13 protein-coding genes are annotated in these 15512 nt (G+C 46.8%); 11 read left to right on the top strand and 2 right to left on the bottom strand.

Annotated features, from left to right (window positions below; genetic code table 11):
* Positions 1 to 247: 247 nt before the first annotated feature.
* The 4 genes from G4P54_RS19295 (at position 248) to fnr (ending at position 4481) form a co-directional block, all read left to right on the top strand.
* Positions 248 to 676, top strand: coding sequence for a YwiB family protein (locus G4P54_RS19295; RefSeq protein WP_167873561.1), 429 nt, complete (start codon positions 248 to 250; stop codon positions 674 to 676).
* Entirely contained in the window at positions 673 to 2343 is a 1671-nt protein-coding gene (argS, locus tag G4P54_RS19290; protein ID WP_167873560.1) for an arginine--tRNA ligase, read from the top strand. Before G4P54_RS19295 ends, argS begins: the two co-directional genes overlap by 4 nt.
* A 133-nt stretch (positions 2344 to 2476) precedes the next feature.
* Entirely contained in the window at positions 2477 to 3667 is a 1191-nt protein-coding gene (gene narK / locus G4P54_RS19285; RefSeq protein ID WP_167873922.1) for a nitrate transporter NarK, read from the top strand.
* A gap of 97 nt (positions 3668 to 3764) precedes the next feature.
* Positions 3765 to 4481 carry a fumarate/nitrate reduction transcriptional regulator Fnr gene (gene fnr, locus G4P54_RS19280; RefSeq protein WP_024713845.1) on the top strand — a complete coding sequence of 239 codons (717 nt, stop codon included), beginning with the start codon at positions 3765 to 3767 and terminating at the stop codon, positions 4479 to 4481.
* Between the two features lie 29 nt (positions 4482 to 4510).
* Here the strand turns inward: fnr and G4P54_RS19275 are convergent, their stop codons facing one another.
* Entirely contained in the window at positions 4511 to 5230 is a 720-nt protein-coding gene (locus G4P54_RS19275; RefSeq protein WP_167873559.1) for a YwiC-like family protein, read from the bottom strand.
* Positions 5231 to 5373: 143 nt separating this feature from the next.
* Here G4P54_RS19275 and arfM point away from each other — a divergent pair, with 143 nt between their 5' ends.
* The 7 genes from arfM to cls all read left to right on the top strand — a co-directional run bounded on the left by arfM (position 5374) and on the right by cls (position 14782).
* Entirely contained in the window at positions 5374 to 5850 is a 477-nt protein-coding gene (arfM, locus tag G4P54_RS19270) for a Crp/Fnr family transcriptional regulator ArfM (RefSeq protein ID WP_167873558.1), read from the top strand.
* A 182-nt stretch (positions 5851 to 6032) separates the two neighbouring features.
* Positions 6033 to 9719 carry a nitrate reductase subunit alpha gene (locus G4P54_RS19265; protein WP_167873557.1) on the top strand — a complete coding sequence of 1229 codons (3687 nt, stop codon included), beginning with the start codon at positions 6033 to 6035 and terminating at the stop codon, positions 9717 to 9719.
* A complete protein-coding gene (gene narH / locus G4P54_RS19260) occupies positions 9709 to 11172 on the top strand; it encodes a nitrate reductase subunit beta (RefSeq protein ID WP_167873556.1) in 1464 nt (487 codons plus the stop codon). The genes G4P54_RS19265 and narH overlap by 11 nt, the downstream gene beginning before the upstream one ends.
* 24 nt (positions 11173 to 11196) lie before the next feature.
* Complete coding sequence (narJ, locus tag G4P54_RS19255; protein ID WP_167873555.1) at positions 11197 to 11754, top strand: nitrate reductase molybdenum cofactor assembly chaperone; 558 nt, start codon at positions 11197 to 11199, stop codon at positions 11752 to 11754.
* Positions 11751 to 12422 carry a respiratory nitrate reductase subunit gamma gene (gene narI / locus G4P54_RS19250; protein ID WP_167873554.1) on the top strand — a complete coding sequence of 224 codons (672 nt, stop codon included), beginning with the start codon at positions 11751 to 11753 and terminating at the stop codon, positions 12420 to 12422. The genes narJ and narI overlap by 4 nt, the downstream gene beginning before the upstream one ends.
* Positions 12423 to 12549: 127 nt before the next feature.
* Positions 12550 to 13179 carry a YitT family protein gene (locus G4P54_RS19245; RefSeq protein ID WP_167873553.1) on the top strand — a complete coding sequence of 210 codons (630 nt, stop codon included), beginning with the start codon at positions 12550 to 12552 and terminating at the stop codon, positions 13177 to 13179.
* Positions 13180 to 13279: 100 nt separating this feature from the next.
* Positions 13280 to 14782 carry a cardiolipin synthase gene (cls, locus tag G4P54_RS19240; RefSeq protein ID WP_167873552.1) on the top strand — a complete coding sequence of 501 codons (1503 nt, stop codon included), beginning with the start codon at positions 13280 to 13282 and terminating at the stop codon, positions 14780 to 14782.
* Positions 14783 to 15188: 406 nt separating this feature from the next.
* On the opposite strand, the gene G4P54_RS19235 is transcribed toward cls, so the two are convergent.
* Entirely contained in the window at positions 15189 to 15461 is a 273-nt protein-coding gene (locus G4P54_RS19235) for a hypothetical protein (protein WP_024713836.1), read from the bottom strand.
* Positions 15462 to 15512: the final 51 nt, after the last annotated feature.

The raw sequence follows: 15512 nt of genomic DNA, 5'->3' as shown, positions 1-15512 counted from the left end.
TAAATTACCATTTCAATACATATATTTTGAAGAAAATGTGAATTCAAAAAGATAGATTTCAGAAAAATGTAACATTTATTCTGGGCAATTAGTGATATGATTTTCTCTTCTCATAAGGAACTGCTTTTTATGAGGTTTATCTTCAAATCTAATGAGCAATGATGGTAAGATAGAAGCAGTTGAAGTTTACAAACTGAATGATTATACTATTCAAGTCAAAGTGGAATGATGAAAAGGACGTGTCAAAATGAAGCAAGAGACACCGATAACACTCCATGTGAAGTCTGTGATCGAAGATGACGGAAATGAGGAAGTCATCGAATTCCGCACTACCGGATTTTACCATGTAAAACAACAAAAAGTGTATCTATCTTATTATGAAGAACACGACCTAGGCAAAGTAAAAACGATTGTGAAGGTGAGCGAAGGCGAAGTCCTGATCATGAGGTCAGGCGCTGTTAAAATGAATCAGCGTTTCATAACGGGAGCTTCCACAATTGCGAAATATAAAATGTCATTTGGTGAGCTTGAGCTGGAAACAAGCACAAAATCAATTCAATCTGATCTCGGTGAAGAAAAAGGCCGAATCAGCATCGCATATGACATGCATGTCGGAGACGAGCAGCAGCATTTACATAATATGACGATCACGTATGAGGGAGGAACTCACGCATGAACATTGCGGAACAAATGAAGGACGTGCTGAAAGAAGAAATCAAAGCGGCCGTTCTGAAAGCGGGACTGGCTGAAGAAAGCCAGATTCCTAATGTCGTTTTAGAAACACCGAAAGATAAAACACACGGAGATTATTCAACAAATATGGCGATGCAGCTTGCCAGAATCGCAAAAAAAGCGCCGCGCCAAATTGCTGAAGAGATTGTCGCTTCCTTTGATAAAGGAAAGGCTTCAATCGAAAAGCTCGATATCGCCGGCCCGGGTTTTATCAATTTCTATATGAATAATCAATATTTAACGAAGCTGATTCCATCTGTATTGGAAGCTGGGGAAGCATATGGGGAAACGAACATCGGAAACGGTGAACGCGTTCAAGTGGAATTCGTATCAGCAAATCCGACGGGAGACCTTCACCTTGGCCATGCCCGCGGTGCGGCTGTCGGTGATTCTCTGTGCAATGTGCTGTCAAAAGCGGGTTACGATGTGAGCCGCGAATACTACATTAACGATGCCGGAAACCAAATCAACAACTTGGCGCTTTCTGTCGAAGTTCGTTACTTTGAAGCGCTCGGCTTGGAAAAACCGATGCCGGAGGACGGCTACCGCGGCGAGGATATCATTGCGATCGGAAAGCGTCTCGCTGAGGAATACGGCGACCGATTCGTCAACGAAGAGGAAAGCGAACGCCTCGCATTCTTCCGTGAATACGGCCTGAAATACGAGCTGGAAAAGCTGCGCAAGGACTTGGAAAACTTCCGTGTGCCATTTGATGTGTGGTATTCCGAAACGTCACTGTACCAAAACGGCAAAATCGACACGGCGCTTGAAGCACTTCGAGAAACAGGCCATGTCTATGAAGAAGACGGTGCGACTTGGTTCCGCTCCACGACGTTCGGCGATGATAAAGACCGCGTATTGATCAAGAAGGACGGCACGTACACGTACCTGCTTCCTGATATCGCGTACCATAAGGACAAGCTTGACCGCGGCTTTGATAAGCTGATCAACGTATGGGGCGCCGATCACCACGGCTATATCCCGCGTATGAAAGCGGCAATCGAAGCGCTTGGTTATGAAAAAGGAACGCTTGAAGTGGAAATCATTCAGCTCGTTCACCTTTACAAAAACGGCGAGAAAATGAAAATGAGCAAACGGACGGGTAAAGCGGTAACGATGCGCGATCTGATTGAAGAAGTCGGCTTGGATGCCGTGCGTTACTTCTTCGCGATGCGCAGTGCTGATACGCATATGGATTTTGACTTAGATCTTGCTGTATCAACATCTAACGACAACCCTGTGTATTATGCACAATACGCACATGCCCGTATTTGCAGCATGCTTCGCCAAGGAGAAGAGCAGGGGCTTAAGCCGGCGGCGGATCTTGATTTCAGCCCTATTCAATCAGAAAAAGAATATGACCTGCTGAAAACGATCGGCGGCTTCCCTGAGGCAGTGGCGGAAGCGGCGGAAAAACGAATTCCGCACCGTGTCACAAACTATATTTATGATCTGGCTTCTGCTCTGCACAGCTTCTACAACGCGGAGAAAGTCATCGATCCAGAAAATGAAGAGAAAAGCCGCGCGCGCCTCGCTTTAATGAAGGCAACGCAAATTACGCTGAACAATGCGCTTCAGCTGATCGGCGTATCGGCTCCGGAAAAAATGTAATGATGACGAAAGGACAAAGTCTTCGGGCTTTGTCCTTTTTTTATGGGTAGAACGTGTGATGTATTTCACAATCCTGTTTGCCGGGTTTTTGTATGATAAGACTGATATTGAATCATTGAAAGGGGCAAGCCGAATGATCAACCGTCAACACATTCAATTATCGTTACAGTCATTAAGCTTAGTGGCAGGATTTATGGTGTGGGTGCTGATTTCATCACTCATTTCTCAAATCACATTAGATATTCATTTGAGCAAAGGCGAGATCTCTTTGGTGACGGCGATTCCCGTTATCCTCGGGTCGCTTCTCCGCATTCCTTTAGGGTATTTAACGAACAGGTTTGGCGCGCGGCTGATGTTTATGATCAGTTTCATCTTGCTTTTGTTTCCTGTGTTTTGGATCAGTATCGCAAACTCACTATTTGATTTAATCGCAGGCGGTTTTTTCTTAGGGATCGGGGGAGCGGTGTTCTCCATTGGGGTGACATCCCTTCCGAAATATTACCCGAAAGAAAAGCACGGTGTCGTCAACGGGATTTACGGAGCCGGAAACATTGGAACCGCGATTACCACATTTGCCGCGCCGGTAATCGCTCAAGCTGCGGGATGGAAAGCAACTGTCCAGATGTATCTGGTTTTGCTGGCGGTTTTCGCGTTGCTGCACGTTTTGTTCGGTGATCGGCATGAGAAGAAAGTAAATGTTTCCGTGAAAACTCAAATCAAGGCCGTTTACCGAAATCATGTGCTGTGGTTTTTGAGCCTGTTTTATTTTATTACGTTTGGCGCTTTTGTCGCCTTCACTATCTATCTGCCGAACTTTCTGGCAGAGCATTTTGGACTGAGTCCGGCGGATGCCGGTTTGCGGACGGCTGGCTTTATTGCCGTATCAACGCTGCTCAGGCCTGCAGGCGGATTTCTGGCTGATAAAATAAGCCCGCTTCGCATCCTGATGGTCGTTTTTGCTGGACTTACATTATCAGGCATTATCTTATCGTTCTCACCGACGATCGGCCTTTATACGTTTGGAACATTAACGGTGGCGGTCTGCTCAGGTATAGGAAACGGGACCGTTTTTAAACTCGTGCCTTTCTATTTTTCGAAGCAAGCGGGTATTGCAAATGGTATTGTGTCTGCCATGGGCGGATTAGGAGGATTTTTCCCTCCGCTGATTTTGGCGAGTGTATTTCAGGCAACAGGCCAATACGCGATCGGTTTTATGGCGCTTTCTGAAGTAGCGTTAGCCAGCTTTGTCCTTGTCATATGGATGTATTGGCAGGAAAAAATGAAAACGCACACGGAGAGAAACAGTCAGAGTCTTGATTCATAATAATCCATTCACAAGATTGTTAGTTTTTTCTGGGTGAGTGCAAATCAAGTCACGTTACAATAAACATACGCAACGTGACTTTCTTCGAGGTGAGCTCATGAATTTTCTCTCTGTTCGACCATCTGATAGTGATTTGATCTCCAGCGATCTCCATGAATTGCTGGAATCAATCAGCACGAAAAGAAAAATGGAAAAACACACGTATTTGTTTCGGGAAGGAATGGATGCAGAGGAGCTTTATCTGATCCAATCAGGACTCATTGAAATCGGCAAGCTGACATCTGACGGAAAAGACCTGACGCTTAGAATCTGCCAAAAGCATGATATTGTCGGTGAATTAACACTTTTCACCGAGGAGCCAAGGTATATGCTCAGTGCAAAAGTGCTGGAGGATGGCGAGGTGCTCGTCATTAATAAGAACAAGCTGGAAAAGGAATTAATCCAAAACGGTGCTTTGACATTTGAATTTATGAAATGGATGAGCTCCCACCTCCGGAAAATCCAGTCCAAAATCAGGGATCTGCTTCTTCACGGCAAAAAGGGAGCGCTCTACTCCACCCTTATCCGCTTATCAAACAGCTATGGGGTGGAGCGAAGCGACGGTATTCTGATTAACATTGTGCTGACAAATCAGGATTTGGCAAAGTTTTGCGCGGCGGCAAGAGAAAGTGTAAACCGTATGCTGGGAGATCTCCGAAAACAAGGGGTCATTTCAATAGACGAATCCGGAAAAATTATTTTGCACAAGCTGGACTATTTGCGATGCGAGATCGAGTGTGAAAATTGTCCGCTGGAGATTTGTAATATTGACTAAAAAACAAGGACACCGCTGTCCTTGTTTTTTTATCTTGTGATGAATATGCACATGACGGCAAAAAAGAAGCCGGCATTCACGATTTCCAGTATGCCGATCGTTTTCGCGGGCCAATCTCTTCCATGAAAAAACCATGCCCGCAAGCTGCTTGGGATAAAAGCAAGAAATGCCCATCCTGCTCCGAGAAGAGCGGATAAAAAAGGGAGCAGCAGGTGATAGCCCCATGACCAGTATGCAAATCCTCTGTTTCTTTTCTCCCGGATGACCGACTTCACATAAAAGGAACTCCCGATAAAAAATAAAGCAGATTGAGAGAGAATAAACCAAGCCCAGCCGTCAAGAATTCCCGTCCCCAGCCAGCAGCTCGCAAGCCCGCCCGAACAAAAAAACAAGACTCCCGCAATATCATTCATCAGTGCTCGTTCGTTTTTTCGGCGGGCAAAATACATATGGATGAGGAACAGCGGCACTAAAGTAACGCCGATCCAGATGAGCGGCGGCTTATGAAAGACAGAAATCATCAAAAAGCAGCAAGCCGGAAAACCGTAAGCATATATCCACTTTTGATAGGGCTTGAGTTGTTTCCTTTTCAAGGCGAGCGTAATGGGATAAACCGCCAAGTAAAGGAAAAGCCAGCCTAGGAAGAGCGGAATATGCCAGAGAACGGGACCGCCCTTGACCATCCCGAGTAAAAATGGAATCAGCAGCATGGCCCATGCGCCGTGCTGCTTCGGAACAAGCACCTTCATCGAAACCCTCCTTTTTTATTTCATTATAAATGCAGTCATCCTTCCGGTAAGTGACATTCATCATACAAGCTGTGAAATATATCACTGCTGTACAGGCTCAATCGAGCTACACTAAAGCTATCCTTAGCACAGGAGGCTTTCCTATGAAACGGTGTGACTATTTATTATTTCTGAAACAACTTCCTATGTTTAAAGAAGTGCCTCTATCGATTGTGGAAACCTTGCTGAAAAACGGAACGTTTATCCGCGGCTCATCTGATCAGTCTCCATCCTTTCTTTATTCTCAATCCGTTTATATTGTATTAAAAGGCAGTGTGCGTTTTATGGACAGCAGGCTCCCTGAAGGCTCGAAAACCGTTGCGCTGTGGGAAAAAGGCGATGTGTTTCCGATAGATGAAAAAGGCGGGCTGTATTTATCGCCTTTTATCAAAGTCAATGCCACTTCAGACATTCTAATTCTTAATATCCCTTATTGCATATTTAAAAAAATGATGTCTTATCATCCCCAGCTGCAAATGAATTTTTTGGCTATGCTTCAGCAAAACGTCTTTTGTTCCTATCAATTATTTTTGCGGTATTTGCATACATCACAAGATGAAAATGCCGAGTCCGGTTCTTAAATAGAGCCGGGTTTTTTGATCGTTAAATGAACGCAGCCTTCTCATCCTGTAAAAGTCCTTCCTTCTCCCTTATGTGAATATTTTGTGAAAAAAGCAGAGTGTGTGACATAGTTCACAAGAAAATACACTGTCTCTGTTTATAGTGAACTTAGCATCACCTGACTCGGAAGGAGTGAACTTTCATGAAGAAAAAGAAAATGAGTCCGTTGTTTAGGAGATTGAATTATTTCTCTCCTATCGAACACCATTCAAATAAACATAGCCAAACCACCCGCGAAGATCGCGATTGGGAGAATGTATACAGAAACAGATGGCAGCACGACAAAGTCGTTCGCTCCACCCACGGCGTCAACTGCACGGGGTCTTGCAGCTGGAATATTTATGTAAAAAACGGAATTGTCACGTGGGAAGGTCAAAACTTGAATTATCCATCAACAGGCCCGGATATGCCTGATTTCGAACCGAGAGGCTGTCCGCGGGGGGCCAGTTTTTCATGGTATATCTACAGCCCGCTCCGTGTGAAATACCCATACGTACGGAGTGTACTGATCAATTTGTGGCGGGAAGCATTGCAGGCGCATCAAAATCCGCTTGATGCTTGGAAATCAATCGTTGAAAACCCTGAAAAAGCGAAGTCCTATAAACAGGCAAGAGGGAAAGGCGGTTTTGTGCGTGCTGAATGGCCGGAGGTGCTGAAGCTGATTTCAGCCTCTCTGCTGTATACAGTCATGAAATACGGACCTGACCGGAATGTCGGCTTTTCTCCGATTCCAGCTATGTCCATGATCAGCCACGCGTCAGGCTCTCGATTTATGTCGTTAATCGGCGGCCCTATGCTCAGTTTTTATGACTGGTATGCGGATCTTCCGCCAGCGTCCCCGCAAATTTGGGGTGACCAGACGGACGTTCCGGAAAGCAGTGATTGGTACAATTCAGGCTATATCATCACATGGGGTTCCAACGTTCCGTTAACGAGAACGCCTGACGCGCACTTTTTGGCGGAGGCCCGCTATAAAGGCGCCAAGGTGATTTCAATCAGTCCCGATTTTGCGGAATCCTCTAAATTCGCGGATGACTGGCTCAGTATCCGCCAAGGGACTGACGGTGCGCTTGCGATGGCCATGGGTCACGTCATTTTGCAGGAATTTTACGTGAATCAAGAGACGGAACGTTTCATGGAATACGCGAAGCAATACACGGATTTTCCATCCCTCGTCACCCTGTCAAAAGAAAATGGCGTATACACAGCGGGGCGGTTTCTGCATGCGAAGGATATCGGGCGGCAGACAAAGCATGATCAATGGAAGCCTGCGGTCTGGAATGAACAGACAAACGAATTTGCTATACCGCAAGGAACAATGGGCTCCCGCTGGGACGGGCAGCAAAAATGGAACCTGCATATGATCGATGAAGACACCGGGGAACCGATTGAACCCCGTCTCTCTGTACTTGGAATAGAGGATGAAATCAGTGCAGTGCGCATTCCGTATTTTTCAAATGACGGAAACAAAGTGCTGGAGCGGGACCTTCCTATTAAAAAACTGGACCTGAACGGCGAAGAGGTGTGTGTCACGACCGTGTTTGACTTGATATTGGCCAACTACGGGGTGAACCGGGGCATCGGTCAGCAATCAGCTGTCTCTTATGATGATCCTGAGCCGTTTACACCTGGCTGGCAGGAACAGATGACGGGAATCAAAAAAGAGGCCGTCATTAAGATTGCGAGAGAGTTTGCTCAAAATGCGATCGATACAGACGGCCGGTCCATGATTATCGTAGGAGCGGGGATTAACCACTGGTTCAATTCCGACACAATCTACCGCGCGGTGTTAAATCTTGTTTTATTGGTAGGCGCCCAAGGCGTAAACGGCGGAGGCTGGGCTCATTATGTCGGTCAGGAAAAGCTCCGTCCCGCTGAAGGGTGGCAAACGATCGCAAATGCAAAGGACTGGGAGGGTGTGCCCAAGCTGCAAAACGGAACCTCGTTTTTCTACTTTGCGACAGACCAGTGGCGTTACGAAGACCAGCCGATCAGTGACTTGGCTTCACCGATCGCTTCTTCATCCCGCTACAAGCATCACGCCGATTACAATGTGCTGGCGGCCCGATTAGGATGGCTGCCGTCCTACCCGACTTTTGATAAAAACGGCATTGACCTATACAAAGAGGCTGAAAAAGCGGGGGCGGAGACACCTGAAGACGTTGGGGCGTATGTAGCCTCACAGCTTCAAGAGAAAAAGCTGAAATTTGCGATTGAAGATCCAGACAATGAAGCCAATTTCCCGAGAAATCTCTTCGTATGGCGGGCGAATCTGATCTCCAGCTCAGGAAAAGGGCATGAATATTTTCTCAAGCATCTGCTGGGAACGACGAACGGTTTGATGAATGACGACAGCGACAGCATCCGCCCTGAAGAAATCAAATGGAGGGAGCAGGCACCCGAAGGCAAGCTCGACTTATTAATCAATCTTGATTTTCGAATGGCTGGTACGGCGCTGTATTCCGATATCGTGCTGCCGGCGGCGACATGGTATGAAAAACACGATCTCAGCAGCACGGATATGCATCCGTTCATTCATCCTTTTGCTCCGGCGATCTCGGCTCCGTGGGAATCGAAGTCAGACTGGGATATTTTCAAGGCACTGTCAAAAGCCGTTTCCGATCTGGCGGAAGAAGTCGAGATGGAGCCGGTGAAAGAAGTGGTCGCTACGCCGCTCCTCCACGACACGATGCAGGAGCTGGCCCAGCCGTTCGGCAAAATCAATGACTGGAGCAAAGGCGAATGTGAAGCCATTCCGGGAAAAACGATGCCGAACATCCAAGTCGTTGAACGGGATTACAAGCATATTTTTCATAAAATGACCGCGCTCGGACCTTACACCGGTTTAAAACCGAGCGGCACAAAAGGGATGAGCTGGTCGATAGCCGAAGAATATGAATCACTCAAAAAGAGACTTGGAGAAATCACCTCGGACAGCGTCGCAAAGGGATGTCCGGATATAAGTGAAGCGAAGCAGGCGGCGGAAGCGATTTTAACCCTATCGTCTACCTCAAATGGGAAAGTCGCCGTGAAAGCCTGGGAATCACTTGAAAACATCACAAATCTGGAGCTGAAAGACCTGGCGGAAGAACGGGAGGAAGAATGCTTTACGTTCGAACAAATTACAGCCCAGCCGAAAACGGTCATCACCTCTCCGGCCTTTACCGGCTCAGAAAAAGGAGGGCGCAGGTACTCTCCGTTTACGACGAATGTAGAAAAATTAATTCCGTGGCGGACACTGACGGGCAGACAATCTTATTATGTCGATCATGAACTGATGATGGAATTCGGTGAAACGATGGCGACATTTAAACCGATCCTCCAGCATCGTCCGTTCCTAAGCAAACGGCCCGATCAAGAGGGCAAAGAAATCGTTCTTAATTATTTGACGCCGCATAATAAATGGTCCGTCCACAGCATGTATTTTGATTCCCTGCCGATGCTGACGCTGTTCCGCGGCGGGCCGACCGTGTGGATGAATAAAGATGACGCCGCGGATACGGATATCAAAGACAACGATTGGATTGAATGCTTCAACCGAAACGGCGTTGTCGTCGCGAGGGCGGTTTTGTCTCACCGGATTCCTAAAGGAATGGCGTTTATGCACCATGCCCAGGACCGTCACATCAATGTGCCCGGCACAAAACTGACAAATAACCGCGGAGGCACCCATAACAGCCCGACAAGGATTCACGTCAAGCCGACACAGATGATCGGGGGCTATGCCCAGCTCAGCTACGGCTTTAACTATTACGGTCCAACAGGGAACCAGCGCGACCTGAATGTCGTCATCCGCAAGCTGAAGGAGGTCGATTGGCTTGAAGATTAAAGCGCAAATCGGTATGGTCATGAACTTGGATAAATGCATCGGCTGCCACACGTGCAGCGTCACCTGCAAAAACACGTGGACAAACCGTTCCGGTGCGGAATATATGTATTTTAATAATGTGGAAACAAAGCCGGGCATCGGCTACCCGAAGCAATGGGAGGACCAGGACAAATATAAAGGCGGCTGGACATTGAAAAAAGGGAAGCTTGAACTGAAATCGGGCTCGAAAACAAACCGGCTCGCAGGCCTTTTCTATAACCCGAACCAGCCGACGATTGATGATTACTATGAACCTTGGAACTATGATTATGAAACATTAACAAACAGTCCGCAGAAAAAGCACCAGCCAGTGGCACGGCCGAAATCGTCCTTGACGGGTGATTTTATGAATATCGAATGGGGCCCGAACTGGGAGGATGATCTCGCTGGCGGCCACATTACAGGGCTTGAAGATCCAAACGTGCAAAAGATGGAGGAATCGATCAAAACAGAATTCGATGAAGTTTTTATGATGTATCTGCCGCGTATTTGTGAGCACTGCATCAATCCGGCGTGCGTTTCCTCCTGCCCGTCCGGCGCTATGTACAAACGCGAGGAGGACGGCATTGTGCTTGTGGATCAAAACGCGTGCCGTTCATGGAGGTATTGCGTCTCTTCCTGCCCTTATAAAAAAGTCTATTTTAACTGGCAGACGAACAAAGCGGAAAAATGCACACTCTGTTTTCCGCGCTTGGAGGCGGGGCTGCCGACCATCTGCTCCGAGACGTGTGTAGGGAGAATCCGCTATCTTGGTGTCATGCTGTATGACGCGGACAAAGTGGAGGAAGCGGCATCTGTTGAAAATGAAAAGGATCTCTACCATTCCCAATTAGACGTTTTTCTTGATCCGAATGATCCTGAGGTTGCCAAACTGGCAAAAGAACAAGGCATCCCGGCTGAATGGATAGAGGCCGCGCAGCAATCGCCAATCTATAAAATGATCATCGACTGGAAGATTGCACTGCCGCTTCATCCTGAGTACCGCACCCTGCCGATGGTTTGGTACATTCCGCCGCTGAGCCCGATTATGAATCTCTTTGAAGGAAAAGGCAGCCAGCAAACGGCGGAAAATATTTTCCCGGCTATCGACCAAATGAGAATTCCGATTGACTATTTGGCGCAGCTATTAACAGCTGGTGATACGGATCATATTCGGTCCACGTTAAAGAAAATGTCTGTCATGCGCCAGTATATGAGAGCAGTCCAGACGAATAAATCCATCGACCCGGCCCTGATCTCCAGTGTCGGCTTAACAGAAAAGCAAATTGAAGACATGTATCGGCTGCTTGCGATCGCCAAATATGATGACCGCTTTGTGATCCCGAGCAGCCATCGAGAAGAAGTGTCTGATTTATACGCTGAACAAGGAAGCTGCGGTTTGTCATTTTCAGGCGGCCCCGGCTCTTGTTTCTAACTTTTGAAAATGAGGTGGAACAAGATGAACACCACAGACCGGCAAATCACATTCTCCGCTCTTTCCTGTCTCCTGTCTTATCCGGATGGAGAGTGGAGAGCCGAGCTTCCCGATTGGAAGGCTCTTATCCATGAAATCGGCAATCAGCAAATCCGTGAGAAACTGCTGCACTTTTTCGAGGTGTCAGCCAGGTTTTCTCAAGAAGCGCTGATTGAACACTATGTCTACACGTTCGACTTCGGGAAAAAAACGAATATGTACGTCACGTACTTTAACTCAGGCGAGCAAAGGGAGCGCGGAATTGAACTGCTGCATTTAAAAAACACCTACCAGCAATCCGGTTTCCTGCCGACAGAGAAAGAGCTGCCTGATTATCTGCCGCTTATGCTGGAATTCGCCGCGGTCGCAGAAATTGAAGCAGTGAGAAGCGTGTTTGAGAAATATTTGTCCAATGTGAGGGAGCTGGCATCCCGCCTCGAAAAAAATGACAGCCTCTATGCTGAGCTGCTGCACGTGCTGCAGGCCGCGCTGGAAAGCATCGGTGTCCGTGAATACATTGAAGAAGGGGCTGTTCAGGCATGAGCGAGCGGATCCTGTGGGGGATTATGCCGTACATTGTATTGACGATCTTTATCGGCGGGCATATTTACCGCTATCAGCATGATCAGTTTGGCTGGACGGCGAAATCAAGCGAGCTGTTAGAAAAGAAAAAACTTGCGGCGGGCAGCACACTTTTTCATTGGGGACTGCTGTTCGTTGTCGGCGGACATGTCATGGGAATTCTGATCCCGGAAGGCGTGTATACTGCACTTGGCATTTCAGAGCATACGTATCACAAAATGGCGATCGGTGCTGGCCTGCCGGCGGGGATTGCGGCATGTACCGGACTAGTGATCCTGACGTACAGAAGGCTGTTTGACAAAAGAGTCCGCAAAACCAGCTCGCCATCGGATATCCTTACGCTCATCCTGCTTCTGTTCATGATGCTGTCAGGTGTTGCGGCCACGTTTCTCAACATTGATTCGAAAGGATTTGATTACAGGGCAACGGTGGGGCCGTGGTTCAGGGAAATTGTTTTGTTCCGGCCTGACGCTTCTTTGATGGATAGTGTCCCGCTATGGTTTAAGTTTCATATCATGATCGGATACGTCGTTTTTATCCTTTGGCCGTTTACAAGATTGGTTCACGTATTCAGCCTGCCGCTCAAGTATTTGATCCGCAGCTATGTCGTGTATCGGAAACGCTCGTGAAAATCCCCCTTGCAAGAGGGGGATTTTTTTATAAACGTGAGATATTTTCTGCCAATGAAATGGCTGGGCGGCCGCGATTCCTGTTATGTTTGATGTGGAAATAACATCAACAAAAGGAGCGTGAAAAATGAAGCGGATTTTACTCATTTTAACAGCTTGCCTGATGACAAGCGCCGGGATTCTGACGCTCAGACATTCTCATGTGTTAACCGGCGGCACGGCTGGACTGTCACTAAGCCTGACATATTTGTTTCATTCCCCGTTTGCCATTATCTTCTTTCTGATCAATATCCCGTTTTATGTGTTTTCTTTCGTCAGAATGGGCATCAAATTCACCCTATCCACCGTTTTTGCAGTCACAGCGCTGACTTTGTTTACAAGCGCGGATCACTGGCTGCCGTCTGTCTCTTTTTCACCGCTTGCCGGGTCGATTTGCGGCGGCGCGCTGATCGGGTTCGGCCTGTCGCTCATGTTTTATCATCAAGCATCGCTCGGCGGCGCCAATATCCTCGCTTTATTTCTGCAAAAGCGCTGCGGATGGAATCCGGGCGCGGTTAATTTTCTCTTCGATTTTGGGGTAGTGCTGGCGGGCATTTTCTCCGTCGGATTGCTGAGAGGGATCTTCTCCTTAGTGTCGATTGCGGTCACAGGCCTGATCGTCGGCTTCTTCAAAAATAAAATCAAAGGCAGCTACTCCCTCAAGCCGGCTTTGCTTCAGAACATCGCAAACAGCCAATCTCATGAAGCCTCATCATAAGCCTTTCCGTGTTTTGCGGAGAGGCTTTTTATGTAGAAGGTTTACAGATTAGAAAAAAGAGGTATACGGAGGTAATCGAATCAGATTGGAGAGAATCAGGATGCTGAAAAGGAGACTGGAATTTTTCTTTTTATATATCATGCTCATCGGGGCATATGTCATATGGTTTTTTCCGGTTTCCAGGCTTGAGTTTTACGGAGGATTGCTTTGCTATGTAAGCATTATTTTGTTCAGCATCTATTCGTTAATTCTTGAAAACCGCACCTCGCAGCACACGCTGTTATGGATTCACATTCTTGTCTTTTTTCCGATCGCCGGCTACATGTTTTACCTGTTTTCCGGACAGCTTTATGTGAAGGGAAAGCTGTTTAAGACAAAACGAATGTACAACAGGGAAAAGCTCAGGAAGCTGTTTCAAATGGAGGAAACGCCGAAAGTGACAGGCCTGAAGGACAATCAAGAAAGGTTTTTTACATATTCCAGCAGGGCAGCCCACATGAACATCAATACGAAAAGCAATATCAAAGTGCTGAAAAACGGTGAAGAAACCTTTCCGGATATCTTCAAGGCAATGAGAGAAGCGGAATCTTATATACATATTGAATACTACATGTTTAAATCAGACATGCTCGGCCGCGGAATGATGGACATTATGATGGAGAAAGCGCGCCAGGGTATCGAAGTGCGGTTTTTATATGATGCCGCAGGGAGCATCAAGCTGGCTGGAAGAGATATCATGCAAATGAAACAAGCGGGAGTGGACATCGTTCCGTTTTCTCCGCTGAAATATGGTTTTTTCAACCAGAAGCTTAATTTCAGAAATCACCGGAAAATCGTGATCATCGATGGGAAAATCGGTTTTGTGGGCGGATTAAACGTCGGGAAGGAATATATCAGCAGAGATCCGTACATCGGGTTTTGGAGAGACACGCACCTGCGGCTGGAAGGAGAAATTGTGCAAACGCTTCACGCCATCTTTATGCTGGATTGGGAATACGTCTCCAATGAAGTGTTAATTGATCAAAAGGTGTACAATGCTCCGGTTCCCGTGGAGGGAGAGGGCATTTACCAAGTTGTCGCGACAGGTCCTGACATGAAAGAAAGCATGAGCGACCTTTATTATGAAATGATTTCTTCAGCGCAGAAATCAATATGGATCGCCACGCCCTATTTTGTCCCGAATGAGTCCATTCGCACGGCGCTGAAAGCAGCGGCGACAAAAGGCGTGGAGGTAAGGGTCATGGTGCCGGAAAAGAACGACAGCTTTTTGACGCAATACGCGTCTAGATCGTATTTTCCAGAGCTGCTTCTTGAGGGGATTGAGGTGTATTCTTATCAAAAAGGCTTTATGCATCAAAAAGTCATGATCGTTGACGGAGACCTCGCCTCTGTCGGCACCGCGAATATGGACATGCGCAGCTTCCAGCTCAACTTCGAAGTGAACGTGTTCTTCACGGATGCCGAAGCGATCCGCACTCTTGAAGCCCAATTCGAAGAAGATATGCTGGACAGTGAAAAACTCAGCCCTGTCGGCTTTTATAAAAGGGGAATGGTTGATCGGACAAAAGAATCCTTTGCCCGTCTGTTTTCAGGTGTTCTGTAAGAAAGGGATTATGATGGGCGACTTTGCTGATGTACATAATCATTCGTCAGCTTTGGCGTTCATGTTCCCATTTTGTTGTGGTCATTGAAACAAAGCTGAAATAAAAAGGGATGAATTCATTCGGACAGCGGTTCAGCTCCATTATGTAAAACCATAAGAAAAAGGATAGACGAGATGTCTATCCTTTCAGCGTGTCGGCAAACCCTTGCATTCGTTGTCAAGCCTGTGCGTTGGTCCTCACGAATTAGGACATTCGCTCCGCTCCAATGCTCGCCTTTCCTAGACTTCAAGGGTTTTCAATCACGCTGAAAAGATGACAAAATCCTAAAACTAAACCGTTTTAGGATTTTGTCAACAATCTGAAAGGATAGACGAGATGTCTATCCTTTCAGCTTTATATGTAAGTTTAAAGCGCTTCTTTTTCAGCGGGCTCAATGATCGTTTGGAATTTTTCAATCAGCTGCGGCGCTTTTGTGCCTTCTACGACAATCAAATATTCCTTTTCATTGTGAGCCATTCGGAACGTTTCAAGCTCAATTAAGTTTTTGATTTTGCACATCGTTTTCTTTGAATAGATGTAAACCTCATGGCTTCCGGAATGGCACATTTTATAAAGATGAATCAAATTTCTTAAAGTAAAGGCCTGTGCGGCTACTTTCAGAGACTTGATGTTTTTCATGATCTTTCTCCTCCATCGGTTGTTGTCTTATATAGGCTATGTTCCCAGAGC

Source organism: Bacillus tequilensis, assembly GCF_012225885.1.
Classification (GTDB): Bacteria; Bacillota; Bacilli; order Bacillales; family Bacillaceae; genus Bacillus; species Bacillus tequilensis.
Note: the sequence above shows the minus strand (reverse complement) of the source record. Positions and strands in the feature narration are given on the sequence as shown.

Bases quoted from the DNA above. Each gene is read 5' to 3' on its own strand.
- G4P54_RS19295 (WP_167873561.1), top strand. From the start codon at position 248: ATGAAGCAAGAGACACCGATAACACTCCATGTGAAGTCTGTGATCGAA.
- argS (WP_167873560.1), top strand. From the start codon at position 673: ATGAACATTGCGGAACAAATGAAGGACGTGCTGAAAGAAGAAATCAAA.
- narK (WP_167873922.1), top strand. From the start codon at position 2,477: ATGATCAACCGTCAACACATTCAATTATCGTTACAGTCATTAAGCTTA.
- fnr (WP_024713845.1), top strand. From the start codon at position 3,765: ATGAATTTTCTCTCTGTTCGACCATCTGATAGTGATTTGATCTCCAGC.
- G4P54_RS19275 (WP_167873559.1), bottom strand. From the start codon at position 5,230: ATGAAGGTGCTTGTTCCGAAGCAGCACGGCGCATGGGCCATGCTGCTG.
- arfM (WP_167873558.1), top strand. From the start codon at position 5,374: ATGAAACGGTGTGACTATTTATTATTTCTGAAACAACTTCCTATGTTT.
- G4P54_RS19265 (WP_167873557.1), top strand. From the start codon at position 6,033: ATGAAGAAAAAGAAAATGAGTCCGTTGTTTAGGAGATTGAATTATTTC.
- narJ (WP_167873555.1), top strand. From the start codon at position 11,197: ATGAACACCACAGACCGGCAAATCACATTCTCCGCTCTTTCCTGTCTC.
- narI (WP_167873554.1), top strand. From the start codon at position 11,751: ATGAGCGAGCGGATCCTGTGGGGGATTATGCCGTACATTGTATTGACG.
- G4P54_RS19245 (WP_167873553.1), top strand. From the start codon at position 12,550: ATGAAGCGGATTTTACTCATTTTAACAGCTTGCCTGATGACAAGCGCC.
- cls (WP_167873552.1), top strand. From the start codon at position 13,280: ATGCTGAAAAGGAGACTGGAATTTTTCTTTTTATATATCATGCTCATC.
- G4P54_RS19235 (WP_024713836.1), bottom strand. From the start codon at position 15,461: ATGAAAAACATCAAGTCTCTGAAAGTAGCCGCACAGGCCTTTACTTTA.